The 24,379-nt window shown below is 75.3% G+C and carries 22 protein-coding genes; 15 read left to right on the top strand and 7 right to left on the bottom strand.

Going from position 1 to position 24,379, the window contains the following annotated elements; all coding sequences use genetic code 11:
• Window positions 1–11 precede the first annotated feature (11 nt).
• Window positions 12–1,571: a DEAD/DEAH box helicase gene (locus ACFY2K_RS14415; RefSeq protein WP_387711542.1), complete on the top strand. Its 1,560-nt coding sequence runs from the start codon at window positions 12–14 to the stop codon at window positions 1,569–1,571.
• A gap of 86 nt (window positions 1,572–1,657) precedes the next feature.
• On the opposite strand, the gene ACFY2K_RS14410 is transcribed toward ACFY2K_RS14415, so the two are convergent.
• Both ACFY2K_RS14410 and ACFY2K_RS14405 read right to left on the bottom strand, forming a co-directional pair.
• Window positions 1,658–2,731, bottom strand: a complete 1,074-nt coding sequence (locus tag ACFY2K_RS14410) for a helix-turn-helix domain-containing protein (protein WP_387711541.1) — start codon at window positions 2,729–2,731, stop codon at window positions 1,658–1,660.
• A gap of 8 nt (window positions 2,732–2,739) precedes the next feature.
• Entirely contained in the window at window positions 2,740–3,651 is a 912-nt protein-coding gene (locus tag ACFY2K_RS14405; RefSeq protein WP_387711539.1) for a hypothetical protein, read from the bottom strand.
• Between the two features lie 265 nt (window positions 3,652–3,916).
• Here ACFY2K_RS14405 and ACFY2K_RS14400 point away from each other — a divergent pair, with 265 nt between their 5' ends.
• The 4 genes from ACFY2K_RS14400 (at window position 3,917) to ACFY2K_RS14385 (ending at window position 7,066) form a co-directional block, all read left to right on the top strand.
• Window positions 3,917–4,348, top strand: a complete 432-nt coding sequence (locus ACFY2K_RS14400; protein WP_387711537.1) for a GNAT family N-acetyltransferase — start codon at window positions 3,917–3,919, stop codon at window positions 4,346–4,348.
• 61 nt (window positions 4,349–4,409) lie between these two features.
• A complete protein-coding gene (locus tag ACFY2K_RS14395) occupies window positions 4,410–5,099 on the top strand; it encodes a phosphatase PAP2 family protein (protein ID WP_380591468.1) in 690 nt (229 codons plus the stop codon).
• Between the two features lie 100 nt (window positions 5,100–5,199).
• Window positions 5,200–5,829 (top strand): SigE family RNA polymerase sigma factor, encoded by a 630-nt coding sequence (locus tag ACFY2K_RS14390; RefSeq protein ID WP_387711535.1) that lies wholly within the window; start codon window positions 5,200–5,202, stop codon window positions 5,827–5,829.
• Window positions 5,819–7,066, top strand: coding sequence for a hypothetical protein (locus tag ACFY2K_RS14385; protein ID WP_387711533.1), 1,248 nt, complete (start codon window positions 5,819–5,821; stop codon window positions 7,064–7,066). Before ACFY2K_RS14390 ends, ACFY2K_RS14385 begins: the two co-directional genes overlap by 11 nt.
• A 76-nt stretch (window positions 7,067–7,142) precedes the next feature.
• Here the strand turns inward: ACFY2K_RS14385 and ACFY2K_RS14380 are convergent, their stop codons facing one another.
• The 3 genes from ACFY2K_RS14380 to ACFY2K_RS14370 form a co-directional block, all read right to left on the bottom strand.
• Entirely contained in the window at window positions 7,143–8,198 is a 1,056-nt protein-coding gene (locus ACFY2K_RS14380; protein WP_387711531.1) for an FAD-dependent monooxygenase, read from the bottom strand.
• A 157-nt stretch (window positions 8,199–8,355) separates the two neighbouring features.
• A complete protein-coding gene (locus ACFY2K_RS14375) occupies window positions 8,356–9,558 on the bottom strand; it encodes a transposase (RefSeq protein ID WP_387711529.1) in 1,203 nt (400 codons plus the stop codon).
• 108 nt (window positions 9,559–9,666) lie between these two features.
• Window positions 9,667–10,905, bottom strand: a complete 1,239-nt coding sequence (locus ACFY2K_RS14370) for an MFS transporter (protein WP_380522970.1) — start codon at window positions 10,903–10,905, stop codon at window positions 9,667–9,669.
• 170 nt (window positions 10,906–11,075) lie between these two features.
• On the opposite strand from ACFY2K_RS14370, the gene ACFY2K_RS14365 reads away from it, so the two are divergent.
• The 8 genes from ACFY2K_RS14365 (at window position 11,076) to ACFY2K_RS14330 (ending at window position 19,847) form a co-directional block, all read left to right on the top strand.
• On the top strand, window positions 11,076–11,534 hold the full coding sequence (locus ACFY2K_RS14365; protein ID WP_380522969.1) for a MarR family winged helix-turn-helix transcriptional regulator: 459 nt from the start codon (window positions 11,076–11,078) through the stop codon (window positions 11,532–11,534).
• Window positions 11,535–11,793: 259 nt separating this feature from the next.
• The gene (locus ACFY2K_RS14360; protein ID WP_387711527.1) at window positions 11,794–13,035 is read left to right on the top strand and encodes a sedoheptulose 7-phosphate cyclase; all 1,242 of its coding nucleotides are present in this window, start codon (window positions 11,794–11,796) and stop codon (window positions 13,033–13,035) included.
• Complete coding sequence (locus tag ACFY2K_RS14355; RefSeq protein WP_387711525.1) at window positions 13,032–14,237, top strand: ROK family protein; 1,206 nt, start codon at window positions 13,032–13,034, stop codon at window positions 14,235–14,237. Before ACFY2K_RS14360 ends, ACFY2K_RS14355 begins: the two co-directional genes overlap by 4 nt.
• The gene (locus ACFY2K_RS14350; protein ID WP_380522966.1) at window positions 14,234–15,409 is read left to right on the top strand and encodes an alcohol dehydrogenase catalytic domain-containing protein; all 1,176 of its coding nucleotides are present in this window, start codon (window positions 14,234–14,236) and stop codon (window positions 15,407–15,409) included. Before ACFY2K_RS14355 ends, ACFY2K_RS14350 begins: the two co-directional genes overlap by 4 nt.
• Entirely contained in the window at window positions 15,406–16,224 is an 819-nt protein-coding gene (locus ACFY2K_RS14345; protein ID WP_380522965.1) for an SDR family NAD(P)-dependent oxidoreductase, read from the top strand. The genes ACFY2K_RS14350 and ACFY2K_RS14345 overlap by 4 nt, the downstream gene beginning before the upstream one ends.
• On the top strand, window positions 16,221–17,084 hold the full coding sequence (locus ACFY2K_RS14340) for a sugar phosphate isomerase/epimerase family protein (protein ID WP_387711522.1): 864 nt from the start codon (window positions 16,221–16,223) through the stop codon (window positions 17,082–17,084). Before ACFY2K_RS14345 ends, ACFY2K_RS14340 begins: the two co-directional genes overlap by 4 nt.
• 9 nt (window positions 17,085–17,093) lie before the next feature.
• The gene (locus ACFY2K_RS14335) at window positions 17,094–18,173 is read left to right on the top strand and encodes an alcohol dehydrogenase catalytic domain-containing protein (protein ID WP_387711520.1); all 1,080 of its coding nucleotides are present in this window, start codon (window positions 17,094–17,096) and stop codon (window positions 18,171–18,173) included.
• Between the two features lie 156 nt (window positions 18,174–18,329).
• A complete protein-coding gene (locus ACFY2K_RS14330; RefSeq protein WP_387711518.1) occupies window positions 18,330–19,847 on the top strand; it encodes an IPT/TIG domain-containing protein in 1,518 nt (505 codons plus the stop codon).
• Between the two features lie 28 nt (window positions 19,848–19,875).
• Here the strand turns inward: ACFY2K_RS14330 and ACFY2K_RS14325 are convergent, their stop codons facing one another.
• Entirely contained in the window at window positions 19,876–20,805 is a 930-nt protein-coding gene (locus ACFY2K_RS14325; protein ID WP_387711516.1) for a DUF4232 domain-containing protein, read from the bottom strand.
• Between the two features lie 99 nt (window positions 20,806–20,904).
• Between ACFY2K_RS14325 and ACFY2K_RS14320 the strand changes: the two genes are divergently transcribed.
• Window positions 20,905–22,128 carry a hypothetical protein gene (locus ACFY2K_RS14320; protein WP_387711515.1) on the top strand — a complete coding sequence of 408 codons (1,224 nt, stop codon included), beginning with the start codon at window positions 20,905–20,907 and terminating at the stop codon, window positions 22,126–22,128.
• Here ACFY2K_RS14320 and ACFY2K_RS14315 read toward each other — a convergent pair.
• Window positions 22,102–23,625: an FAD-dependent monooxygenase gene (locus ACFY2K_RS14315; RefSeq protein WP_380593076.1), complete on the bottom strand. Its 1,524-nt coding sequence runs from the start codon at window positions 23,623–23,625 to the stop codon at window positions 22,102–22,104. The two genes, ACFY2K_RS14320 and ACFY2K_RS14315, sit on opposite strands and share 27 nt — an antisense overlap.
• Window positions 23,626–23,713: 88 nt before the next feature.
• Here ACFY2K_RS14315 and ACFY2K_RS14310 point away from each other — a divergent pair, with 88 nt between their 5' ends.
• A complete protein-coding gene (locus ACFY2K_RS14310; RefSeq protein WP_380642560.1) occupies window positions 23,714–24,295 on the top strand; it encodes a CGNR zinc finger domain-containing protein in 582 nt (193 codons plus the stop codon).
• Window positions 24,296–24,379: the final 84 nt, after the last annotated feature.

Raw genomic sequence — 24,379 nt, 5'->3', positions numbered from 1 at the left:
AAGGTTCCCGCATGACCCGCTCCGGTCGCTCCTCCTACCGAGACGCAGACGTCCGCCCCACCACCGCTTCCCGCTCCGCCGGCCGGCCCTTCCGGGGCCGCCGCCCCGTCGGCCGGAACACCCCCCAAAGCCCCGCCGGACAGGGCGAGTTCGCACTTCCGGAGAGCTCCACCCCGGCGCTGCCGGCGGTCGAGTCCTTCACCGAGCTGGACCTGCCCCAGCCGCTGCTGTCGACGCTGACCCGCCAGGGCGTCACCACGCCGTTCCCGATCCAGGGCGCGACGCTGCCCAACTCGCTGGCCGGCCGCGACGTCCTCGGCCGGGGCCGTACCGGCTCCGGCAAGACCCTCGCGTACGGCCTCGCCGCGCTCGCCCGCACCGCCGGGCGCCGGGCCGAGCCGGGCTGTCCGCTGGTCCTGGTGCTGGTCCCCACCCGCGAGCTCGCCCAGCAGGTCACCGAGGCCCTCACCCCGTACGCCCGCGCCCTGCGGCTGCGAACGGCGACCGTGGTCGGCGGGACCTCGCTCAGCCGCCAGGCCTGGATGCTGAACCGGGGGGCGGAGATCGTGGTGGCCACCCCCGGCCGGCTCAAGGACCTCGTCCTGCGCGGCGAGTGCCGACTGGACCAGGTCGGCATCACGGTGCTCGACGAGGCCGACCAGATGGCCGACATGGGCTTCCTGCCGCAGGTCACCGAGATCCTCGACCAGATCGACCGGGGCGGCCAGACGATGCTGTTCTCCGCGACCCTGGACCGCGGGGTCGACGGCCTGGTGCGACGCTTCCTGACGGACCCGGTCACCCACTCGGTCGACCCGGCCGCGGGGGCGGTCGGCACGATGGAGCACCACGTGCTGCACGTGCAGAACTACGACAAGGGCGCCACGATCGCCCACATCGCCTCCCGCGACGGCCGGGTGATCATGTTCACCGAGACCAAGCACGGCGCGGACCGGCTGGTGGAGGAGCTGCTGGCGACCGGGGTGCGGGCCGCGGCCCTGCACGGCGGCAAGCTCCAGGCGCAGCGCACCCGCACCCTGGAGCAGTTCCGCACCGGCCAGGTGACCGCGCTGATCGCGACCAACGTCGCCGCCCGGGGCATCCACATCGACGGCCTCGACCTCGTCGTCAACCTGGAGCCGCCGACCGACCACAAGGACTACCTGCACCGGGGCGGGCGCACGGCCCGGGCCGGGGAGTCCGGCACCGTCGTCACGCTGGTGCTGCCCAAGCAGCGCCGCGGGACGGTCCGGATGATGAGCACCGCCGGGATCACGCCCGTCACCACCAGGGTCACCGCCGGTGACGAGGACCTGGCCCGGATCACCGGGGCCCGGGTGCCCAGCGGCGTGCCCGTCACCGTGCCCGACCCCGTGGTCGAGCGGTCGCGCCGCGGCCCGTCGGCGGGTCACGGCCGACGCGGCCGTCCTTCCCCCGGCTCCGGCAGCGCCCGCGGCACCGGCGGCGGTCGGAGCACCGGTGGCGGCGGCCGGACGGCCACCGACCGTGACGGCCAGGGTTCCTCCGGCCACCACCACCGGGCACCCCGACGGCCCGCTCGCTCCGAGTAGCACCACCGGGCCCGCCGACCGTCCGGCCGCACCCGGCCCACCCGGCGGCACCCCACCGCGCGCGGCCGCACCCGGCCCAGCCGGGCTCACCCGCCCTCGGCCGCCCGTTCGGCCAGCGCCCGGGAGCGGTGCTCACGGGGCGGGAGCCCGTACGCGGCCCGGAAGGCCCGGCTGAAATCGTCCGCGCGGGGAAAGCCCCAGCGGGCCGCGACGGCCTGGACGGCGGTGGTGCGCTGGGCGGGGTCGGCGAGGTCGCGGCGGGCGCGGTCCAGGCGTTGGCCGCGGATCCAGGCGGCGAGGGTCTCGCCGTCCGGCGCCTCCCGGGTGAAGACCCGGTGCAGGTGGCTGACGGAGACGTGGTGGGCGGCGGCGATCGTCGCGGGGGTGAGGTCGGGGTCCTGGAGGTTGCGCCGGACGAAGGCGCGCACCGCCTCGGCGAGAGCCCGGTGCCGGGTCTCCTCCGGGACGGCGGCCTCGGCCTCCAGCTCCCCGGCGACCCAGGCGGCGACCAGGTCGACCACGATCGTCCCCAGCCGGGCCGCCTCGGCCGGCCGCAGCGCCGTCGCCTGCCGGTCCAGCCCGACCAGGAACTGCGACAGCAGCGCCGCCGAGCCCTCCCGGGCGGAGAAGGCGCGGCCGAGCAGGTCGCGCAGCCGGTGCGGCGGCAGCGGCAGCAGTTCGGCCGGGAAGTCGACGCCGACCCCGGAGAGCCGGGGGACGGTGCCCCCGTCGGTCGGGCCGCCGAAGGTCCGCAGGTCGTACGGGTGCGAGCTGTCCACCAGGTGCAGGGAGCCCGGCCCGAGGGTCTCCGTCCGGCCGGCCCCGCGGGTCAGCGCCATGGTGCCCTGCTGGAGGAACGACAGGTGGTAGACGCCCGTGTCGGCCCGGCGCACCATGCGCTCCGTCCGCCGGAAGCGCACCGACGGGAACGACGTCCCGAGCAGGACCACCTCGCCCAGCTCGGCCCGCCGCAGCTCCGCCCGGAAGTCGCCGGCGTGGGCGCTGGTCGCCTCGCAGGCCCGGGTCCGTTCCAGCAACTCCCGCCAGCAGTCGAAGCGTTCGCTCGCGGGCAGCTCCTCGCCACGGAACACCGTCCCGGTCACCGCCATCGCTTCCGCCGCCTCGGGCTCCTCCCCCACCGTCGCCGCAACACCGTCCAAGAGTCGAATCATCCCGCCGGGCGGGGCTGTGGATCGGACAGGCCCGGGGCCGCGGCCGCGGGAGCCTTGTCCAGGGAGACCGCGGGCAGCTCCCCCGGCTGCTCGGGGCGATCGAACTGCTCCGGCCGCCCCGACTGCTCCGGATCGCCCTGCTCGATCCGGCCCAGCAGCCGGGCGACGGCGTCGGTGCGCTCGCGCAGCACCGCGACGTGCTCCGCCCGGTCCGCCTCGGTCACGGCCTCGGCGGGCCGGACCGGGATGCCCCGCTGCCGGGCGGTCGCGATCAGGCTCTCCCCGGCCTGACCGACGATCACCAGCGCGGCGGCGGCGAAGCAGCCCGCGTCCAGGGTGCGCGGCCGGCCGAGCAGGCCGCGGTGGACGATCTGGGCCGGAACGGTCAGTTCGTCCAGCCGCTGGTCGACCGAGCCGCGTTCGAGCGCCGCGAGGACGACCGTGGCCAGCGCCTCACCCGCCTTGGTGACCGCCCACTTGCGGCCGGGCACCGGCGGGAGGAACTCGCGGATCCGGTCCACGTCCTGCTCCAGGGCACTGGTGGTCAGCACCTCGAAGGCGTTGCGGGTACGGATCTCGACGACCTTGTCCCACTCGACCTCCTCACCGTCGAAACCGACCCGCACCGGCCCCAGGTGCACCGCGCCGTAGCCGTCGAGCAGCCCGAGCAGCTTGTGCGCCACGGCCGGCGTCCGGGGGTGACGGCCGATCAGCGTGCCCAGCGCGAGCTTCCACGGCTCGGTGGCCGGCACCGGAGGCGGGGCCACCGAGCCCAGAGCCGCCAGCGCCCAGCGCCCGCCCGCCGCGGACCGCCCGCCGCGCAGCACCGCCTGCCGGCCCGCCTCCCCCAGCTCGGCCGCCGCGCCCACCAGCCGTCCCAGCCCACCGGCCCACTCGACCCTGGCCACCCGCCCGTCCCCTCCACGCCCTGACGAAACCCACAGGTCGGACATGGTACGGCGAGCCCTCCGACCACCTCCGGGCACCTCCCCCCCCCCCCGGGGTCTCCGGGGCCCGGATCCGGCTCCCCGAGGTGCCGGATCCGGGCTTTCCGCCACCCGCCGACGCTCCGTCAAGGATGATCGCCGTGCGGACGGGCAGCGGCGGACCGGAGGGTTCGGGCACGCGCGCCGGGAGGGGGACCCGTCGCACCCGACCTGTACGATGTAATGCATGACAAGCAAGAATGACCCTTACGAGCTGCGCCCGGGTGTCCCCACCGTCGAGGTCTTCCGCCGCCTGCGCACCGACGCGGGCCTCTCCGACCGGGCCCCCGAGGACGTCGCGATCGGCCTGCCCAACACCTGGTACGGCGTGGTCCTGCACCACGAGGGCGAGCCGATCGGCATGGGCCGGATCATCGGCGACGGCGGCACCGCGTTCCAGATCGTCGACATCTGCGTCCACCCGGCCCACCAGGGCCGCGGCCTCGGCAAGCGCATCATGGCCGCCCTCACCGAGGAACTGGACCGCCGGGCACCCGCCACCGCCTACGTCTCGCTGATCGCGGACGGGCCCGCACGCCTCCTCTACGAGCGGTTCGGCTTCAAGGACACCGCGACCCACGACTCGATCGGCATGTACCGTCCGATGGCGGCGGGCTGACCGCCCCGGCCGCGGGGCGCGAGCCCGCACCCCCGTCTCCCGAGGAAGGGCGCCCGCCACGATGGACCACCCGCCGACCGCCCGGCCCCGCCGGTGGGCGGCCGCGGCCGCGGCCGCGCTGCTGTTGTTCGCGGCCCTGGCGGCCCTGCTGGCCGAGCACGGCTGGGCACCGTACGGCTTCGAGCGGGACGCCGCCGACTGGAGCACCGCCCACCGGCCGTCCGCCGCCCGGACGGCCGCCGCGGCGGTCACCTCGCTCGGCACCGGCGCGGTGCCCTACCTGCTCGCCCTGGCCGCCGGCGCCGTCACCGTCCGGGCCCTGCCCGCCCCGCGCCCCACCCGCCGGGCCGTCCTGCTGCTGCTCGCCCCGCTGCTCTGGCTGCTCGCCGGCCAACTGCTGCGCTACGGCCTCATGGCGGCCTGCGCCCGCCCCCGCCCACCGCACGCCGACTGGGCCACCGCCGCCTCCGGCTTCTCCTTCCCGTCCGGCCACTCCTTCACCTCCGCGCTCTGCGCCGGCCTGCTCGCCCTCGCCGTGACCCGCGCCCACCCGGCCGCCACCAGGGCCGCCGTCGCGGGCGCCCTGCTGTTCGCGGCGGCCGTCGGTCTCAGCCGGATCTACCTCGGCGTGCACTGGCCCCTGGACGTCCTCGGCGGCTGGCTGCTCGCCGCCGGCTGGCTCGCCCTCGGCACCGCCGCCCTGCCCCGGGTAGGCTCCCGCCGGGCCCGGCAGCCGAGCCCGGCGCCCTGACGGCGCCCGGCCGGCGCTCCGACGGCGCTCCGACGAAGGCCTGACGAACCCCCGGCGAACGGACTGTCACACGATGCCGGGCCCACCGCGTTACCAAGGTATGGATCAAGAATCGCGTGCGGCAGCGTCGCCCGAACCACCCTGGCCGGAGTTCCCGGACTTCGTCGCCGCCCGCGCCCGGCACCTGCTGCGCACCGCCTTCCTGCTCACCGGCGGTGACGCCCACCTCGCCGAGGACCTGGTGCAGGAGGCCCTCGGCCGGATCTACTTCAAGTGGCGGCGGATATCCCGGCTGGACAACCCCAGCGGCTACGCCCAGACCGTCCTGGTCAACACCTTCCTCTCCTACCGGCGCAAGCGCAGCGCCTCCGAGCGCGTCACCGACGAGTTCCCCGAGGTCGGCGTCGACGACCCGGACCCGGCGCTGCGGCTGACCCTGCTACGCGCCCTCGCCGAACTCCCCGCCCCGGACCGCGCGGTGCTGGTGCTGCGCTTCTGGGAGGACCGCAGCGTCGAGGTGACCGCCGCCGTGCTGCGGCTGAGCAGTGCCGCCGTCCGCACCCGCTCCCGGCGGGCCCTCGCGCGGCTGCGCGCCGTGCTGGGCGAGGACCTCGACGCGGTCCTGAGCGGATCAACAGCGACAGGAAGCAGGACGGCGACGGACGGATCCCGCACGAAGACCGGCCCCGACGGCCCCTCCCGGAAGGCGGTGCTGCGCCATGCCCAGTGACGACGACGCATTCGCGGACGCGTTGACCGACGGCTTCGCCCGCGCCCTGCGCGGCGCCGCCGAGCTGGCCCCCGAGCCGGTGCACCACGCCCTGGCCGCGCAGGCCGAGCAGCGCGGCCGCCGACGGCGGCGCAACCGCCGGGCCGTCCTCGCGAGCGGCCTCGCGGTGCTGGTGCTGGCCGGGGCCGGCGGCTTCGCGGCCGTCCGCGGCGGCACCTCCGGCCCGGTCGGCCCGGTCGGCCCGCCGGGCCCCGCCCTGCCGACGCTGTCCGACCAGGAGCTGAACGCGCTGTTCACCGAGCTGCTGCCGAAGGGCACGGTGACGGGCCTCACCGACCGCTCGCGCGGGATCGCCGACCCGCACCGGACCGGCACCACCCTGCTGTTCGACGACGGCGCGGGAGCGAGCATCCTCATGTTCAGCGCCCAACGGACGGACTTCAAGCCCGAGGTGAGCGCGGTCTGCATGGACCCGACCGACATGCCGCAGGACTCCTGCGACCGGACGGTCCGGCCGGACGGCTCGGTCCTGGTGATCGACAAGCTGCGCAGCCTGCACCCCGAGAACGGCCGGGAATGGCGGGTCACCTGGGCGGCCCCGGACGGCCGGCGGATCGAGTTCACCGAGTACAACGGGCAGCCCGCCACGGCGAACCGGCCGAACCCGCCGCTCGACGCCGCCCAGCTGACGGCCCTGGTGACCTCCCCGGCCTGGGACCGGATCTTCGCCACCCTCCGCCCGGCCGACGGCACCCCGGGGCCCGCCGCCGGCCTGACGCCCGCACCGACCGCCACCACTCCCGCCGGCCCGGGCCTGCTCGCGAAGCTCGTCCCGCTGCTGCCCGCCGGGGCCGAGGTGCAGAGCCAGGACCCGGAGCACGGCGCGCTCATCCTCACCTTCGAGGGCCGCACCAGCCGACTGGTGGTCAACGCGGACCCGCCGTCCCAGCGCGGCCGCGACGAGTTCGCCGGAATGGGCGGCGACCTGCCGACCCCGCTGGAGGTGCGGGAGAAGCGGCCGGACGGGGCGGTCGTCGTCACCAACCGCTTCGGCAACGGGAAGACCGCGACCGACCCGGTGCTGCACTGGCTGGCCGCCGTGCACTACCCGGACGGCAGCCGGGTGCAGATCTCGGAGGGCAACGGCGAGAACTCCTACACCTACCGCCGGGGCGATCCGGCGCTCGACACCGACCGGTTGAAGGCGATCGTGACCGACCCGGCCTGGCACCGCTGAGCGGGGGGAACCGGCTCTCCGGCACGGTGAGTTGACGCTCACCCGGGGCCGGGGCGCCGTTCCGGTGGCGGCACGGTCAGCGCAGCCCGCCGCCGCAGCCGGTCGGGACCTCCGGGGCCGGCGCGGTGCGGCGGGCGTCGAAGTCGGCGAGCCAGCGGAGCGCGTCGCCCGCCGAGGCGTCCCAGCCCGTGCCCAGGTCGACGGCGTCCTCCAGCGCGTGCCGCAGGCCGCCCGGGTCCTCCAGCGGGCCGGATGCTTCGGCGCGCTCGCCCACCAGGGCGACCCGGCCGCGGACCCGGCCCGCCCCGGCGGCCCGGTCGGGGACGGTCCAGGCGCGCCAGTCCCGGCCCATGGTCAGCACGTTGCGGGCGGCGTAGCCGATCTCCGGGAAGGCCGCGAGCACCTGCTCCAGGTCGACCCGGGTGCCGTCCAGGTCGGCTCCGCCGTACCGGTGGCGGGTCGCGGAGAGGCTGAGGTAACGGGAGTCGGGCAGCGGGAAGTGCGCCACCTGCCACTGCGCGCCGACCCAGCTGGTGGCGGCGCCGTCCTGCCAGCGGTCCGCGACCAGTTCCATCGGGAGAACGGTGTGGTAGACCGCGAGCCGCGACCGCGGGGTGCGGTCGGCCCACCGAGGGTCCCGGCGGACGACCGAGCGGGCCGTGCCGGAGAGGATCAGGGCGTCGCCGGTGACGCTGCGTCCGTCGGCGAGCGTCGCGACCACCGACTCGCCGTGCTCGGTGTAGCCGACCACCCGGCTGTCCGCGAGCAGTTGGACGGACTCCAGCTCCCAGCAGGCCTCCAGCAGCGGCTCGTAGACGTCCAGCCGGTGGGCCGTCGCGTGCGTCGGGCGGCCGTCGCCGTGCCGGGCGGGCAGGGCGATCGCGCTCACCGGCTCCCCGGTCGCGCCGTCCATCACTCGGAACTCGTCGATCACCAGGGACCGTTCGCGGACGGCGTCGCCGATGCCGAGCCGGTCCAGCAGCCGGAACGCGGGCGGCGCCAGCCGGACGCCCGCCCCGTCCCCGGTGAGCACCGGCCGCTGCTCCAGGACGAGGACGTGATGGCCGCGCGCCCCCAGCGCAACCGCCGTGGCCAGACCGCTGACACCACCGCCGGCAACCAGAATTCGCATGCTTCCGATGATGGCTCCGGGGGGACGGACCGGGCGATGCGGTCACGTTGCCTGTGTCAGAACCTCCCGCCGAGGTGACACAGGACGAACTCCGAGGTTTGAAACGGGCGATGTCCGATTTGCGTGGTCGGTGCGCCGTGGCTCCCGCTCCGTACGCTCAGAACGAGCGGCCCATCCGCTCCATCGACACCATGCAGTGGGTCCACGGACGGACCCGGGCCCGCGCCGCGGCCACCACCTGGGCCACGTGCGCGGCGGCCGCCAGGGTCATGTGGCGGTGCCAGCCGTCGGCACCGCGCCCCTCGTAGTCGTCCAGGGCCCCGACGTGCGAGGCGGAACCGGCGAAGTCCTGCTCGACCCGCCGCGGGAGCTTCGCCAGCCGCAGCAGCACCCCGAGCGGCGTCGCCGTCAGGTTCGTCAGCCAGCAGCCGACCGGCTGCTCCTGCCCGGCGTCCCACTGCCCCAGCAGCAGCAGCGGCAGCCCGGCCCACTCCACCGGCACGCCGCCGACCAGGCTCCGGCGCACGGCGCCCGTCGCCGGGTCCGTCCACTCCACCGGCCGGCGGAGCATCCGGTGCAGTTGCAGCACCCGGCCGGCGGGCAGCGAGCGGCCGCCCCGGCCCGCACCGCGGCCCGCCCCCTGGTCCAGCACCGGCAGGGTGGCGGGGACGGCGGACAGCAACGGCGCGCCCGCCCGCGCGTAACGGTCGAAGACCGGCCCCAGCTCGGCCCCCGGGAGGTCCAGGACGACCGGGCGGGGCCCGATCGTGCTCGGGTCGCACACCCGGGCGGCCGCCGCGACGCACCCGGCCGCCGCCTGGCCGAACGGCACCAGGTGCCACCTGACCGGCACCGTGACGTCGCTGGCCACGCCCCACATGCCGATCGCCTGCCGGCCCTTCCGGGGGACCGGCAGCGCCTGCACCACCCAGGCGGTGAAGCGCAGTTCGTTGTCGGCGTGGCGCTGCAGCGCCCTGCTGACCGGCTCCCAGTCCCAGGTGGACGCGGCGATGAAGTGGTGCAGGCTCTGGGCGAGTTCGGGGCCGCCGACCTGGGCGGCGATGTTCCGGATCGACTTGCGGCCCTCCGCCGCGATCAGCCCGCGCAGGTAGAGGGCGCCCTTGGCGCGCTGGTCGCTGCGCGGCAGCGGGGCGAAGAGCACCTCGGACAGCTCGTCCAGGACGCCGCCGGCCGTCGGTCCGGGGTCCGTGGTGCCCGGCGGGCGGACGGACGGGGTGCGACCGGACGGGGCACGATCGGACAGGGTGCGATCGGACTGCGTACGGCGGGCGGTCCGGCGCCGGGTGTCGGGCTCCGCGGGTCGAGTGAAGATCGTGTCCACACCAGCGCGAACGGTCATGGCGGCAAGCCTATTTCCCCTTCGCCCGGGGTGACCGAAAACCGCCGCCGCGCCGCCCGCCGGTGGGACGGCGGGCGGCGCGGCGGCGGGGAGTCCGGGCTCCGGGGGTCAGGCCTTCCGGGCCAGTTCGGCGTCCACGCCGTCCGCGCGGGCGGCGGGCGCGGCGGCGGCGGGCTCCGGCGCCTCGCGGCGGCCGCGGGCCCACATCAGCACCGAGAGGGTCAGGGCGACCGCCGTGGCGAGGGCGGCGGTGAGGGTGACGGCCCGGGCGTCGTAGCCGAGGTCGATGGTCGCGCCGCCGAGCCAGGCGCCGAGCCCGTTGCCCAGGTTGAACGCGGAGACGTTGGCCGAGAGGGCGAGGGCGGGCGCGGCGGCGGCCACCGCGAGGATCCGTGCCTGGAGCGCCGGGATGATGGAGAAGCCCGCGGCGCCGAACAGGAACAGCGCGATCGCGGCCGGGACCTGGTGGGGCGCGGCGAGCCAGAACAGCAGCAGGGCGACCAGCAGGGCGCTCTGGGCGCGCAGCACGCCGCGCATCACGTTGGCGTCGGCGGCCCTGCCGCCCAGGATGTTGCCGAGGACGGAGCCGATGCCGAAGACGATCAGCAGGATGCCGACCATGGCGGGCGCGAAGTGGCCGATGTCGCGCAGCAGCGGGGCCAGGTAGGTGGAGGTGGTGAAGACCGCCCCCTGGGCCAACACGGTGATCAGCATGGACAGTTGCAGACTCCCCTTGCGGAACACCTTCATCTGTTCGCGCAGCGACAGGCTCCCCTCCGCGCCCCCCTCGCCCTCGGTGGACAGCGCGCCGGGCACGAACCTGACGATCAGCAGCAGGCACAGCACGGCGAAGCCGGTGACGTAGCCGAAGGTGGCCCGCCAGCCGAAGTGCTGTCCGATGAAGGTGCCGATCGGGGAGCCGAGCACGTTGGCGAAGTTGAAGCCGAGCGCGATCTTGGCCATCGCGGTGGCCTGCTTGTCCGGCGGGGACATCAGGGCGGCGACGTGCCAGGCGACGGCGGCGAAGGTGCCGTGGCTGAGCGAGGTGAAGATGCGCGCGCCCATCAGCGTGGGGTAGTTGGGGGCGAGCACGGCGATGACGTTGCCGACGATGAAGACGCCCATCAGGGTGAGCAGCAGCCCCTTGCGGGACCACTTGGTGGTCAGCAGGGTGATGATCGGCCCCCCGATCGTCACCCCCAGCGCGTAACCGGTGACCAGCAGGCCGGCGGTCGGGATGGTCACGTCCAGATCGGCGGACATCTCGGGCAGGATCCCCGCGATGACGACCTCGGCGGTGCCGACGCAGAACACTCCGAGCATCAGGGCCAGGAGGGGCAGTGGCATGGCGACCCAAGCCTTTCGTAGGGAGCCAGGTTCAAGGATGATGTATGCGATTGCATATAGATAATGGACGAACGTGCCTGGGTGGTCAACTGCCGCAAAGAGTTACGCTGGAAAACAGTGGCGGACGGACAAGCAGAACGTTCCGAAGGACTCAGTGAGGGGCCGCGTCGATGGAGACATGGGGACCGGGGAGCGGGCGGGACGAGATCGCCATCTGGCGACAGCTCACCCGCCTGATGGAGCAGGTCAACGCGACCGCGGGCAGGCGGCTGACCCGCAGCCACGGGGTCTCCATGAACGAGTTGCTGCTCCTGCTCTCGCTCGCCGAGCAGCGCGACGGCACCCTGCGGATGTCGGACCTGGTGAAGACCCTGGGCGCCAACCAGCCCTCGGTCAGCCGGATGACCGCCCGCCTGGAGGACGCCGAGTGGGTGGTGCGGCGCAGCGCCCTGGACGACAAGCGCGGGGTGGACGTGCGGATCACCGAGGCCGGCCGGCGGCTGGCCGGGGAGGCCGAGCAGACCCTGCGCAAGGCCCTCGCCGAGGCGCTCGACTCGGCCGCCCTGAGCGACTCCACCGCCTCGCTCGTCGCCCGGCTGCGGTACGCGCCCGCGGTGCCGATCGACTGAGCACCCCCTCCCCGCACCGGCCCCGGTCGCAGGCCACCGCCCGCGACCGGGGCCGCTTCATGCCGCTTCACCTCCCCGCAACAGGACTCCATGCGAAGTAACAGTCCAGAAATATGCATTCGAATGCATCTACTGTGACCGCCATCACGTTGCCGTGTATACGGATCGAGCACTAGCGTTCGAGGCCGACAACAGGCGGACGGTCGACTCGTTCCCACCGCCCACTCCCCCGCTCGAGGACGCTCACGGAGGTTTCGTCATGTCCGGTACCCCACTCCCCGGCCCGACCACGCACCACCGCCCGACCGGCCTGAACCCGGTAGCGGATCTCCCCAAGCCGCCCGGCCTACACTGGAACGTCCGGGCCGAGCAACCCATCGCCTACAGCGTCAGCATGGTGCGCGGACTGCTCGACCTCGACGACCCCACCCTCGCCCGCGCCGTCGGCGGCGGCCACGGCAGGCCCTTCCGCTGCCTGCTCGCGATCGACTCCGCCGTCGACGCGCTCTACCACGAGCGCTTCGCCGCGTACTTCGACCGCTGGCTGATCGACGCGACCTGGCAGGTCGTCCAGGGCGACGAGGACGCCAAGTCCCTGGAGCAGGCCGTCCTCGTCACCGAGGCCATGTCCCGGATGGGCATCCTGCGCCGCGCCGAGAAGGTCGTCGCCGTCGGCGGCGGCGTCGTCCTCGACATCGTCGGCTTCGCGGCGAGCATGTACCGCCGCGGCGTGCCCTACATCCGCGTCCCCACCACGCTGGTCGGCCAGATCGACGCCGGCATCGGCGTGAAGACCGGAATCAACCACGGCCACCACAAGAACCGCCTGGGCGCCTACTTCGCCCCCGAACTCGCCCTGATCGAACCGCACTTCCTGCGCACCATCGACCCCCGGCACGTCGCCAACGGCATCGCCGAGGTGATCAAGATGGCGCTGGTCAAGGACGCCGTCCTGTTCGACCTGCTGGAGGCCACCGTCGGCGACATCACCCCCGAGACCCTGGGCGGCTGCGGCTCGGCGGTCAGCGAGGTGCTGTCCCGGGCCATCTCCGGGATGCTCGACGAACTGGAACCCAACCTCTGGGAACAGGTTTTGGAACGTTCCGTCGACTACGGCCACACGTTCAGCCCCTCCCTGGAACTGCGCGCCGACCCGCCCCTGCTGCACGGCGAGGCCGTCGCCGTCGACATGGCCATCTGCCTCGCCCTCGCCCACCTCCGCGGCCACCTCTCCGCGCACGACACCGACCGGGCACTGAGACTCCTCCAGGGCTTCCGACTCCCCGTCGCCCACCCGATCTTCACCCAGGAGCTGCTGGAGGAGGCGCTCGCCGACGCGGTCAAGCACCGGGACGGCCTCCAGCGCGTCCCGCTCACCCGGGGCATCGGCTCCGTCGTCTTCGCCAACGACCTCACCCCGGCGGAGCTCGGCCGGGCCCTGGAGTTCATCGGCGCCTGGACGACGGATGCGCGGGCCGAACTCGTCGGCGCGGCGGTATGAGCGCGGGCACCGTGCCCCAGGCCTCGCCGGACGCCTCTCCGGACACCTCGCCGGGCGGCGGCCGGGACACTCTGCCGGACGCCTCGCCGGGCGGCCAGGCGCCTGCGGACATCACCGTCTTCGACGTCGGCGGCACCCACATCCGCCGGGCCGTCTGGCAGCGCCGGGGCGGGCTGGGGACCCGCACCACGCACCCCTCCCCCAGCTTCAAGCGCTTCCCCTCGGCCACCGTCGCCGAGCTCCAGGACATGATGGTCCGCCAGCTGTGCGCCGGCGTGCCGCACACCCCGGCCCCCGTCGTCGGCATCTCCTTCGGCGCGGCCCTCGACCACCGCTCCGGGCTCGTCTACGCCTCCGCCCCGCTGTGGGGCGAGCACAGCGAGCCGTACGACCTGCGGGCCGCGCTGACCGCCCGGCGCCCGGACGTCCGGTGGCACATCGTCAACGACGTCACCGCCGCGCTGCTGCACGCCGCCGCGGCCGCCGAGCGCAGTGGCCACCGCAAGGTCCTGCTGGCGACCATCAGTTCCGGCATCGCCTGCCGGGTGCTCGACCAGCGGCAGCGCCGGATCCCGGTCGACGACAGCGGACTGCAGGGCGAGATCGGCCACCTACCGGTGCACGCCGAACTCCTGGGCAGCACCGTGGAGTTGACCTGCGACTGCGGCCGGCCCGGCCACCTCGCCGCCTACGCCTCCGGCCCCGGCATCGCCCGGCTGGCCGACACCCTCGCCCACCGGGAGCCCGCCCGTTGGGCGGCCTCCCGGCTCGGTCGGCTCACCGCCGGCGGCACCGCCTTCGAGCCGGCACTGCGCCGGGCCCTGGACGAGCAGGACGAGCAGGACGGGACCGGCGCGCAGCGTGCCCAGGACGGGAGGGACGGGCAGGACGGACGCCCCGGGCCGGACACGCTCGCCGCCGACCTGCTCGACGCCGCGACCGCCCCCGTCGCGGCCGTCCTGCGCACCGCGCTCTGCCTCGACCCCGAGCTGGACGAGGTGGTGCTGACCGGCGGCGTCGTCCACGGCCTCGGCCACCACTACCGGCGCGCCCTGCTGGGCCACCTCACCCGCGAGGGCCTCTACCTGACCAGCGACCGCACCCCCGACTGGCTGCACCGGCGGATCACCGTCACCGCCCCCGGCGAGGCCGACAGCCTCGCCGGGGCCGGGATCGCGGCCGGAGCCGGAGCGTCGACGTGACGACGGCCGAGCGCGTCCCCAGCCACCGCGCGCTGGTCCGCGAGCCCGGCGGTGTACGGCTGCGGCTGCGTCCCACCCAGGCCCCTGCCCCGGGCGAACTCCTCGTCGCCACCCAGGTCGCCGGGCTGTGCGGGACGGACATCCAGATGCTGCGCGGGCTGCGCGACGACCCGGCGCCGGTGATCGGCCACGAGGGCATCGCCCGGGTGGTCGCCGCCGGCCCGGGCGTCCCCGCCGCCCTGCGCCGCCCGGGCACCCCGGTGGTGGTCAACCCGACCCACCGGACGGACCCGTCCTTCCTGCTCGGGCACAACGTCGACGGCCTGCTCCAGGAACGCACCCTGATCCCGGCGACGGCCGTCCGGGACGGCCTGGTGGTGCCGCTGGCGCAGGAGCCCGACCCGGTGCTCGGCGCCCTGATCGAGCCGTTGGCCGCCGTCCGGTACGCCCTCGGCCTGCTGGCCGCCGGCCGTCCCCGGACCCTGGTGGTGTACGGCGACGGGACGATCGGGCAGCTCGCCGTCCGGGCCGCCCGCCGCCGGCTCGGCGCCGACGTCCGCGTCCTGCTCGTCCACCACACCCCGGACGGGCTGGCCTGGAGCGCTGAACGGGCCTTCCCCGGAGCGGAGTTGACGCTCAACCCGGTGCCCCCGGTGGGCTCCGGGCCGGTCGCGGCCCTGCTCGCGACCCCGCGCGACGGGACCCTCGCCGCGCTCGCCGCCGCCCTGCGGCTCGGCGGCCCCGGACTCTCGGACCACCTCGACGACGACGCGACCGGCGACCTGACCGTCGACCTGTTCGGCGGCCTCCCGCCCGGCGCCGCCGTCACCGAACTGCCCGGCGTCGACCTGGCCGCCGTCCGGGCCGCCAACTGCGCCGGGCACCCCGTCCCGTACGCCTTCACCACCACCCGCACCGCCGACGGCCGACGCGTCCGGCTGACCGGCCACCGCGGCGTGGGCAACGACCACCTCGCCGAGGCCGCCGCCGAGCTGTGCCACCACCCGGAGGCCTACCGCGACCTGGTGACGCACGTCGTCGGGCCGCCGGAGGCCGCCCGGATCATGACCGGGCTCTCGGCCGGCGGCGGACGCAGCGTCGCCGGGAGCCGGCTCGTCAAACTCGCGGTGCGCTTCGCCCCGGCGCCGCCCACACCCCTGGAGGCCCAGTGACCGCGCCCGACCGCACCCGCCGCCGCGCCCTGGTCGTCGGCGGGTCCACCGGCATCGGCCGTGGCGTCGCGGACGCCTGGGCCGATGCCGGGCTGGACGTCACCGTGCTCAGCCGCTCGCGCCCGGCCGGCCCCGGGGCCGAGCGGCTGCGCTGGGCGGCCACCGACCTGACCGACACCGACCGGGTCGCCGAGAACCTGTCCCTGGCCGGCGCCGAACCGCTGCACGCCGTCTGCTACTCGGCCGTCCACTACGGCGACCGGCGGACCCTCTTCCGCGAGTGCACCGAGGCCGAGTGGCGCCGCCAACTCGACGTCAACCTGCACGGCCTCTGGCTCACCCTCTCCTGGACCGTCCCGGCCCTGCGCCGCCCCGACCGCCCCGGGGTGTTCCTCGGCATCTCCTCCGAGGTCGTCTACAACGCCGGGCCGGGCCGCTCCGGCTACGCCGCCACCAAGGCGGGCGCCGCCGCCCTGCTCGACTCCGTCGCCCAGGAGGAGGCCGCCGAACCGCCGGGCACCGAGGCGCTGCGGATCGTCCAGGCCCTGCCCGCCGGCATGGTCGACACCCCCGGGATCCGGCGCCGGCGCCCCGACGGCTTCGACTACACCGCGTACATGCGCCCGGCGAGCTTCGCCCCGCTGGCCCGCGAGCTCGCGGCGACGGCCGGCGCCGGACTGCACGGCGCCCACCTGGTGGTGGACCCCGAGGGCGGCTGGCGCCCGGTCGGCGAGGGGCTGCCGCTCTCCCAGAGCCGCCCCGTCCCGGCCACCGCCACCGCCACCGCGAGGGCCGCGGCCGGCGCCGCCTCGTGACCGCCGCCCCGCTCCTCGGGCTGGCCGGCTGGCGCCTGCCCGGGGACCACCTCGACGCGGTCCGGCTCACCCACCGGGCCGGCGCCGACGGCCTCCAGCTCGACCTCGGCGGCCCCGGCCGCGGGCCGTGGCTCGACGCGCCGGGCACCGTCGAGCGGATCCTGGAGCACTGCGCCCGGCTCCGGGTCCGACCGCTCGCCGTCGCGGGCAACACCCTCAACGACATCGGCCTGCACGCCCCGCCGGGCGGCCGGGACGCGCTGCGCGTCCGACGCGTCCTGATCCGGGTGCTGGACGCCGCCCACGCCCTCGGTGCCCCGCTGGCCTTCGTCCCCAGCTTCCGCCGCAGCGCCGTCACCGACCGCGCGGAACTGGACCGCACGGCCGCCGTACTGGCCTGGGCGGCGGCGGAGGCCCGGGCCCGCGGGCTGCTGCTGGCCAACGAGAACGACCTCGACCCGGCACGCGCCCGCCGCCTGGTCGACCAGGTCGCGGCGGACGGCTTCCGGCTGCTGCTGGACACCTACAACCCGCGGGTCGCCGGGGTCGACGCGGTGGCCCTGGTCGAGGCCGTCCACCCCTGGCTCGCGCCCCACGTCCACCTCAAGGACGGCACCGGCGGCGTGGTGGCGCGGGACCTCCTCGGCGACGGGGACGGCCCGGTCCGGGAGTCCCTCGCCGCCCTCGCCGCGCACGGGTTCCGGCCCGAGGCGCTGGTCCTGGAGAACGACCACCGCGACGGCGACCCCGTCCGCCTCGCCCTCGACCTCGAACGCGCCCGCGACCTCGCCCGCACCCACCAGCCGTCCGCCTCCCACCTGCCGTCCGTCCCCCACGAGCCGTCCGCCTCCCGCCCCTGAGGAGCCCCCGTGCCCCAAGCGCCGAACCTCCCGGCCGAGTACGCCACCACCACCCTGCGGGACGGCGTGGTGAGCCTCGGCACCCGCCCCTTCCCCCACGACGCGCTCCGCGCCGACACCGTCCTCATCAAGCCCCACCACCTGGGCATCTGCCGCGCCGACGCCAAGGAGGTCGTCGGCTCGCGCGACGTCCCCGAGGACCGCGGCCCGCTCTTCGGCCACGAACTCGTCGGCACCGTCGCCTTCGCCGGCGCGCGGACCGGCTTCCGGGAGGGCGAACTCGTCACCCTCAACCCCAACATCACCCCCACCCGCACCACCGGCTTCGCCGAGTACGTCTTCGTCCACGGCACCGAGGCGCAGCTGGACCAGGCCGTGGTGCGCGTCCCCGAGGCCGGCATCCGGGACGCCGTCTGGATGCCCGAGCCCTTCGCCTGCATCGTGCACGCGCTCCGCAGACTGCTCGAACTCACCGCTCTCACCGACCTCCGGGGCCGGCGCGTCGCCGTCCTCGGCGCCGGCTGCGCCGGCCTCACCTTCGCCCTGTACGCCCGCCACCTGGGCGCCTCGCCCACCGTCTTCAACCGCGGCGAGGCCCGGCGCGCCTTCGCCCGGCAGCAGGGCCTGCTCGCCGCCGAGGAGATCCACCCGCTCACCGACGCCAAGGCGCCGCAGCACCAGGACCGGTACCACGTGGTGATCGTGGCGACCACCGTATCGACCACCGAACTCCTGGACACCGCCAGCGACTTGGCCGCCGACGGCGCCGTCCTCTTCGTCTACGGCGGCACCCGCCGGGGCGACACCTACCCGCCCGGCCGGGCCGACGTCGACACCATCCGCCGCGCGGAGCTCATCGAGCCGGTCGAGCACCACGGCAAGCGGCTGCACCTCGCCGGCGCCTACGGCTGCCACCGCGAGGACTACGAGGAGGGCTTCCGGCTGCGCGCCGAACACCCGCTCGCCTTCCCCCTGGAGAAGCTGACCTCCCTGCGGATCGGCCTGGACGACTTCCCGCGCCGGGTGACCGACATCGCCGCCGAACGGGAGGACCACCCCGGCAAGGTGATCATCGACCTCGCGCCCTGACCCCGACCGGACGGGCGCGCGCACCGGCTTCGCACCCGGGGCCGGTGTACGCCCGGTGGCGTGACGCGGGGATCCGGCACCGCGTCGGACGGGCGCGGCGGGAAGCCGATCGGACACGATCCTCCCTGTCCCACCAGGCGATCCCGAGGAGCGGGCATGGCGGCGGAGCAGACCGCACCGATGACACCCCAAGTGGCGATGACCCTCGCCGCGATCGCGGCGACCGCCGCCACCCCGCGCCCGTCCGGGGAGACGGTGCCGGAGCAGTTGAACCGGGTGTTCCTGGGCATCACCCGGCAGCTGGCCGACACCGACCTCGCCACCGGCGCCGACTGGAGCCTCCGGTGGCTGGCGCTGGCCCCCGACAACGCCAACCTGGCGTACCTGGCGGCCGACCCCTCCTCCAGCAGCTTCGCCGTGGTCCTCCGCGGCACGGTCGGCAACGTGACCGACCTGCTGGAGGACCTCGACGTCGGCACGGTGGTGCCGTTCACCGCCGTCGGCGCACCGTCCGCCCCGGTGTCCGTGTCCCAGGGCGCGATGGCGGCCTTCACCCAGGTCGTGTCCATGAGCAGCGGGGGCGTGACCCTGGTGCAGGCGCTCACCGAAGCCCTCGCCGGGGCCGCGCAGACCCCCACGGTGTACGTGATCGGCCACAGCCTCGGCGGCTGCATCGCCACCATGGTCGCGCCCTACCTCCAGGCACGGTCCTGGCCCGGCGCCACCCCGCAGTTCGGCCTCTGCACCTTCGCCGCCCCCACCGCCGGCGGCCCGGACTTCGCCGACTACGTCGACTCCCTGCCGTGGATCGTCAACGCGCGCTACTACAACCCCTACGACGTCGTGCCGCTCGCCTGGACCTCGCTCGACGACGCCGAGGGCTGGTACCCGGCTCCCCCCGGACCGGCGGCGAACGACGAGGTGGACGCCGTCATCTCGGTGATCGCCGGTCTGCCCGGTCCCCACCCATACGCCCAGCCCGGCCAGGCCGTGCCCCTGGCCATCGACTACGGCCGGACCCACGACCCGGACTTCGTCAAGAGCTCACTCGCGGACTTCCTGGGCCAGGTCGCCTTCCAGCACGCCAACTCCACCTACCTGGGCCTGCTCGGCGCCCCCGACGTCCTGGCCGGCCCGGTGGTGCGGGCCCTCTCCACGAACTCCGGGGAGGGCGGCACCGCACTGGCCGTCGCCGGCAGCGGCTTCGGCCCGGGCGCGGCCGTCGACTTCGGCCCCGTCCCCGGCCAGGACCTCGCGGTCAGCGGCGACGGCCTCGCGATCAGCCTCCACGCGCCTCCCGGAGTCGGCGTGGTCGACGTCCGGGTCACCACCGAGCTGGGCACCTCGGCGGCCGTCCCCTTCGGCCGGTTCGCCTACGGCGGCCCCCCACCGGTGATCACCACCGGCCTCTTCCCGGCCACCGGCCCCGAGGGCACCTCGGTGACCGTCACCGGCGTCAACTTCGGCGCCGACGCCCAGGTGTTCTTCGGTACCAACCCCGCGGCGTCGCCGCAGGTCCAGCCGCCCTACGAGATCGTCGTCGACGCGCCCGCCCCGAGCACCGGCTTCGGCAGGCCCAGCACCGTCAACGTGACCGTGGTGTCCAACGGCTACTCGTCCCCGGCCGGGCCGGCCAACGAGTTCACCTACCTGAAATCGTCCCCGGAGTCATGACGGCCGAGTCATGACCGCCGAGCCCTGATCACCCCGCCGGCGGCCTGGTCGCCGGCGGCTGCCCGTCCTCCCGCACCCAGGCGCCGACACCCAGCCGCCCGGTGGTGCCCAGGTCCAGCTCCGGCACGACCGTCACCGGCGCGGCGCCCGGCATCACCCGGACCCGCACGTACGGGGCGTTCACCGCGTCACCCGCGCCCGCCTCGGTGGTGTTGCGCCACGCCAGCGTGGACCGTGCCCCCTCGCCCGGCTTCAACGCGAGCGGCCGCGGCGGGTCGTCCGCCCCGGTGCCGCTCGCGATCTGCGCACCCCCGTGCAGGAGCCGCACGCCGTCGACCGGCCGGTGCCCCACGTCGAGGAGTTGGAGGTCCGGGTAGCCGTTGAGGTTCACCGTGGCCGTCCCGCAGTTGCGCAGGTGCAGCCCCACCACCCGCAACCCCATCGCCGCATCCCCGTCGTCCGCGCTCACCCGCACCCCGGAGGCCGGGCACGGCCCGTCCGGGCGCGAGGCCTCGGCGCTCGGCACGCTCCGCACCTTGACGACCGTCAGCACCGAGCCCTTCCCGTCCAGTTCCACCCGCCCCTTCCCGGTCGCCCCCGGTGCGAGATCCCTGACCGTCCTCGTCTCGTTGCCCAGCACACCCCCGGCCGCCCCCGACCGGCCGAACACCACCGTCACATCGGCCGCCTCCGCGCCCGGGTTGGTCACCTCGTACTCCGCACAGGCCGCACTCGCCGCCGTGATCCGCACCCCGTCCTTCGCCACCGGCCCCGGCGAGGCCGACGCCACCCCGCACGGCCCCGCACTGCCGGAGCCGGCGACCGAAGGCCCCCCGCCCGCCCCGGCCACCTGGCTCCCGCACCCCGCGAGCAGCACCACCGCCGCCGCCGCCACCGCACCCACCGCACCGACCCCGCGCCTCACCGGCACCACCCCACCCGTCCCGAACTCACCCATCCGACCATCCGATCACGAACCACCCCACCCCACCGTGACCGCCGTCACTCCCCCTGCAACAGCCCCGCAACGCCGCCGCCGGTGGAGGATGATCTCCGGATGCCGGAACCCAGCCCTGCCCTCGAACGACTGGTCGCCAACGAGAACAGCTTGAGCGACCTGCTGGCCTTCCTGTTCGAGCGCGATCCCCAGCCCCTGATCGACCTGCTCGGCCTCGCCCCCGGCCCGTACCGGTGTCGACGCGAGGTCAAACAGCCTGCCGGCCGCCTGGACCTCGTGGTGTACCGGCGGTCGGACGACCGTCCCGTGGCCGTGCTGGAGATGAAGGGCGCCTCCGACGAGCACGGCGATCAGTTGAACCGCTACCGGGCCCGGGCCGAAACCCTCGACCCCGTACCGGCCCTGTTCTACTGCACCTTCGACGCCGCCCGGCCCACCGAGCCGTGGCGATCGCTGCGCCTCGTCACGCTCTTCCAGGCGTGGCACTCGGCCGCGGATCCGCACGCCGCGTGGCTCGCGCACGGGATCACCGACGTCCTGCACAGCTGGGAAACGGAGGCCGACGGTGCGATCGGGAGTTCCTCCGGCTGGTACGTGCCGGACGTGGTGAGCCGTCGTACGGCCCTCGCCCTCGACGACGCGCTGCGCCGCGACCATCCGGGCTCAGCCGAAGCGAGGGCCATGAGCACCAGCGGCGGAAACCCGATGGTGATGGCCTGGCGACACCACCCCTCCGGCTCCGACCACGCCTGGATCGCCGTGGACCTGCGCTGCCCCGGCCGTGGGATGCCCAGCCAGCCCTGGCTGTTCCGGCCGTGCGTCGACGTCCTCACCGGTGCCAGGCCGACGGTGGAAGCCGTGCTCGAAGCCCACGACCTGGCCGTGGAGCTGCAACCGGCGATGGCGCTGTCCTCGATCCAGGAGGGCCTTCGCCGGCGGGGCCGTCCGGAACTGGCCGCGGCGCTCCGCGCCGACAAGCACGACGGCCTGAACGGCCCCGCCGATCCCGAGGTCCTGGCCGGCTGGCGCGACCGGCTCGCCAGCGGCGCGAGCACACCCCGGCTGCATCCGGTCTTCTTCCACGACCGGCAGCGGCGCCTGGCGACCCAGTTCCGGCTCGACGTCGGCTCGCTCACGCGGACCGACCTCGCGGACCTCACCCTCGCGGTTCTCGACCACCTCGTGGAACGGGCGGACGCTCTCCGGTCCGACCGGGCCGTCTCGGCCCACGCGACAACAGGGCCGCACGACTCAGGGGCAGGCGACCCAGAGGCGGGCGACCCAGGGGCGGGCGACTCAGGGGCGGGCGAGGATCTGCCGTAGTACGTCGAGGAGTTGGGTCGCTTCGGCGGCCGGGTGCGGGGCCTGCCAGGCGATGTGGCCGTCGGGGCGGACCAGGGTGGCGCCGGTGGGTGGGAGGGTGAGCGACCGCATCAGGTCGGCGGGGAGGAGGTGGAGGGCGACGGGGAGGCCGGCGGCCGTGGCGGTGTCGGCGTGGCGCTGCCAGGCGGCGTCGGCGGTGAGGAGGGCGAAGCCCGGGCCGACCAGGTCGAGGGTGGAGCCGGTGGGGAGCGGCAGGTGCGGGAGGCGGGTGCCGGGGGCGGGGTCGGGGTGGGCGCCGTCCGGGTCGAGGGGTGGGCGCGGCGCCAGGGTGACGGGGAGGACGGCGGTGGAGGTGTAGGCCGCGGTGAGCAGCAGTTCGTCGTCCATCCGGTAGCTGGTGCGGGCACGGGAGTTGGCGAGGGAGATGTCGATGACCTGGCGGGCCACGGGGCGGCGTTCGGCCTCGTAGCTGTCGAGCAGCGCGTCGCCGGCCGTGCCGGCCGTGACGGCGGCCAGCTTCCAGGCCAGGTTGTCGGCGTCGCCGATGCCGGTGTTCATGCCGTGCCCGCCGGTCGGCGGCGTCACGTGGGCCGCGTCGCCGGCCAGGAGCACCCTGGACTTCCGGTAGCTGTCGGCGAGTTGGGCGTCCATCCGCCAGGTGGTGGTGTCCAGGACGGTCACGGCCAGGCCCGGCAGCCCGGCCGCTTCGCGGATCAGCCGGGCCAGCCGCGGGTGGTCGGCCCGCAGGGCGGTGGTGTCGTCGCGGCCGGGGTCGTACGGGTGCTGGTAGATCCAGCGCCGGTCGTTGTCGACGGCGAGGAAGCCGCCCCGGCCGGGCTCGGTGAGGAAGTAGGAGGCGCTGGCCCGGTCGGCGACGACCTCGCCGAGGGGCGCCTCGAAGCGGACGCCGAGGAAGTGGCCGAGGCCGGTCGGCCCGGCCATGGCGATCCCGGCGGCCGCGCGGACGGTGCTAGACGCGCCGTCGCAGCCGATCAGCCGGTCGGCGCGGACGGTGTGCCGCTCACCGCTGCCGCGATCCTCCAGGACGGCTTCCACGCCGTCGGCGTCCTCCGTGTACGCCACCAGCCGGGTCGCGAACCGGACGGCCTGCGGGGCGAGTTCCCGGGCGCGCCGGGCGAGGACGGCCTCCAGGGCGTCCTGGGAGCAGATCAGCCCGGGGGACGGGGTCCGCTCGGGGCCGTCCGGCACGGCGACCCCGGTGCGCACGAAGTCCGGGTCGACCAGGGTGCGGCCGCGGTAGAAGTACACCTGGGAGGGCGGGAGGCCGGCCCGCCGGATCTCCGGCTCCAGGCCGCAGCGCCGGAACACCTCCATCGAACGCGCCGACACGCCACGGGCCTTGGGGTGCCGGGAGGTGTCGGGGTGCGCCTCGACGAGCAGGTGGTCCACGCCGTGGCCGGACAGCAGGAGGGACAGCGTCAGGCCGACGGGGCCCGCGCCGACGATGAGCACGGAGGTCGTTGCCGGGAATCGCATGCCACTCCTTCGTAACGGCTATTCGAGACTTTTGACGTTACCATGGTGGCGGCAGAGAGCACCCAGGAGACGAGGACACCCCGACCCCATGCCCCGGACCCCCGACCCGACACCCGAACCCCCCGGCCCCTCCCGAGGACCCGAGGACAACCCCCGCGGCCTCCACTTCCTCGCCGACCTCGCCAACACCGTCCGCGCGAACCCCGACACGGGCGCCGCCGAACTCCAGGCCCTCCTGGACCGCCACGGCGGCCCGCCGTTCCACCTCACCGAGGCCGACGCCCGGGAACTGTGCGAGGCCACCGCCCCCGTGATCGCCGTCCTCGACACCGACGACCCCGACCACGCCGCCGAGGCGATCAACGCCCTCCTCGACCGCTACCCGCCCCGCCCGCACCTCGTCCGGCTCCCCGGCCGCCCCTGGTCCCTGCACACCCGGGCCCCCGCCGACGCCGGCCTCACCCACTGGCTGCTCTCCACCGCCGCCCTCGCCCTCGGCCTGTGGCTCAGCGAACGCGGCACCTGCGCCTGGGGCCGCTGCGCCGCCCCCGGCTGCGGCCGCCACTACATCGACACCGGCCGCCGCACCCCCCAGCGCTACTGCACCCCCCGCTGCGCCACCCGCGTCCGCGTCGCCACCCACCGGGCCACCCGACGGACCGGCGCCTGAGCCCGCGCATCAGGCCTGCGGGGGCGGGCAGGTATCAGGGGTCGTCCGGCTTCGGGGCGGGACGACCCGGCCCGACCCCGGATG

Origin of the sequence: Kitasatospora sp. NPDC001309, from assembly GCF_042896295.1 — a bacterium.
Lineage (GTDB): Bacteria > Actinomycetota > Actinomycetes > Streptomycetales > Streptomycetaceae > Kitasatospora.
Note: the sequence above shows the minus strand (reverse complement) of the source record. Positions and strands in the feature narration are given on the sequence as shown.

What these genes read in the sequence shown, in the direction of transcription:
- ACFY2K_RS14415 (WP_387711542.1), top strand. Translation starts at nt 12, where the DNA reads ATGACCCGCTCCGGTCGCTCCTCCTACCGAGACGCAGACGTCCGCCCC.
- ACFY2K_RS14400 (WP_387711537.1), top strand. Translation starts at nt 3,917, where the DNA reads ATGACAAGCAAGAATGACCCTTACGAGCTGCGCCCGGGTGTCCCCACC.
- ACFY2K_RS14395 (WP_380591468.1), top strand. Translation starts at nt 4,410, where the DNA reads ATGGACCACCCGCCGACCGCCCGGCCCCGCCGGTGGGCGGCCGCGGCC.
- ACFY2K_RS14390 (WP_387711535.1), top strand. Translation starts at nt 5,200, where the DNA reads ATGGATCAAGAATCGCGTGCGGCAGCGTCGCCCGAACCACCCTGGCCG.
- ACFY2K_RS14385 (WP_387711533.1), top strand. Translation starts at nt 5,819, where the DNA reads ATGCCCAGTGACGACGACGCATTCGCGGACGCGTTGACCGACGGCTTC.
- ACFY2K_RS14380 (WP_387711531.1), bottom strand. Translation starts at nt 8,198, where the DNA reads ATGCGAATTCTGGTTGCCGGCGGTGGTGTCAGCGGTCTGGCCACGGCG.
- ACFY2K_RS14375 (WP_387711529.1), bottom strand. Translation starts at nt 9,558, where the DNA reads ATGACCGTTCGCGCTGGTGTGGACACGATCTTCACTCGACCCGCGGAG.
- ACFY2K_RS14370 (WP_380522970.1), bottom strand. Translation starts at nt 10,905, where the DNA reads ATGCCACTGCCCCTCCTGGCCCTGATGCTCGGAGTGTTCTGCGTCGGC.
- ACFY2K_RS14365 (WP_380522969.1), top strand. Translation starts at nt 11,076, where the DNA reads ATGGAGACATGGGGACCGGGGAGCGGGCGGGACGAGATCGCCATCTGG.
- ACFY2K_RS14360 (WP_387711527.1), top strand. Translation starts at nt 11,794, where the DNA reads ATGTCCGGTACCCCACTCCCCGGCCCGACCACGCACCACCGCCCGACC.
- ACFY2K_RS14355 (WP_387711525.1), top strand. Translation starts at nt 13,032, where the DNA reads ATGAGCGCGGGCACCGTGCCCCAGGCCTCGCCGGACGCCTCTCCGGAC.
- ACFY2K_RS14330 (WP_387711518.1), top strand. Translation starts at nt 18,330, where the DNA reads ATGGCGGCGGAGCAGACCGCACCGATGACACCCCAAGTGGCGATGACC.
- ACFY2K_RS14325 (WP_387711516.1), bottom strand. Translation starts at nt 20,805, where the DNA reads ATGGGTGAGTTCGGGACGGGTGGGGTGGTGCCGGTGAGGCGCGGGGTC.
- ACFY2K_RS14320 (WP_387711515.1), top strand. Translation starts at nt 20,905, where the DNA reads ATGCCGGAACCCAGCCCTGCCCTCGAACGACTGGTCGCCAACGAGAAC.
- ACFY2K_RS14315 (WP_380593076.1), bottom strand. Translation starts at nt 23,625, where the DNA reads ATGCGATTCCCGGCAACGACCTCCGTGCTCATCGTCGGCGCGGGCCCC.
- ACFY2K_RS14310 (WP_380642560.1), top strand. Translation starts at nt 23,714, where the DNA reads ATGCCCCGGACCCCCGACCCGACACCCGAACCCCCCGGCCCCTCCCGA.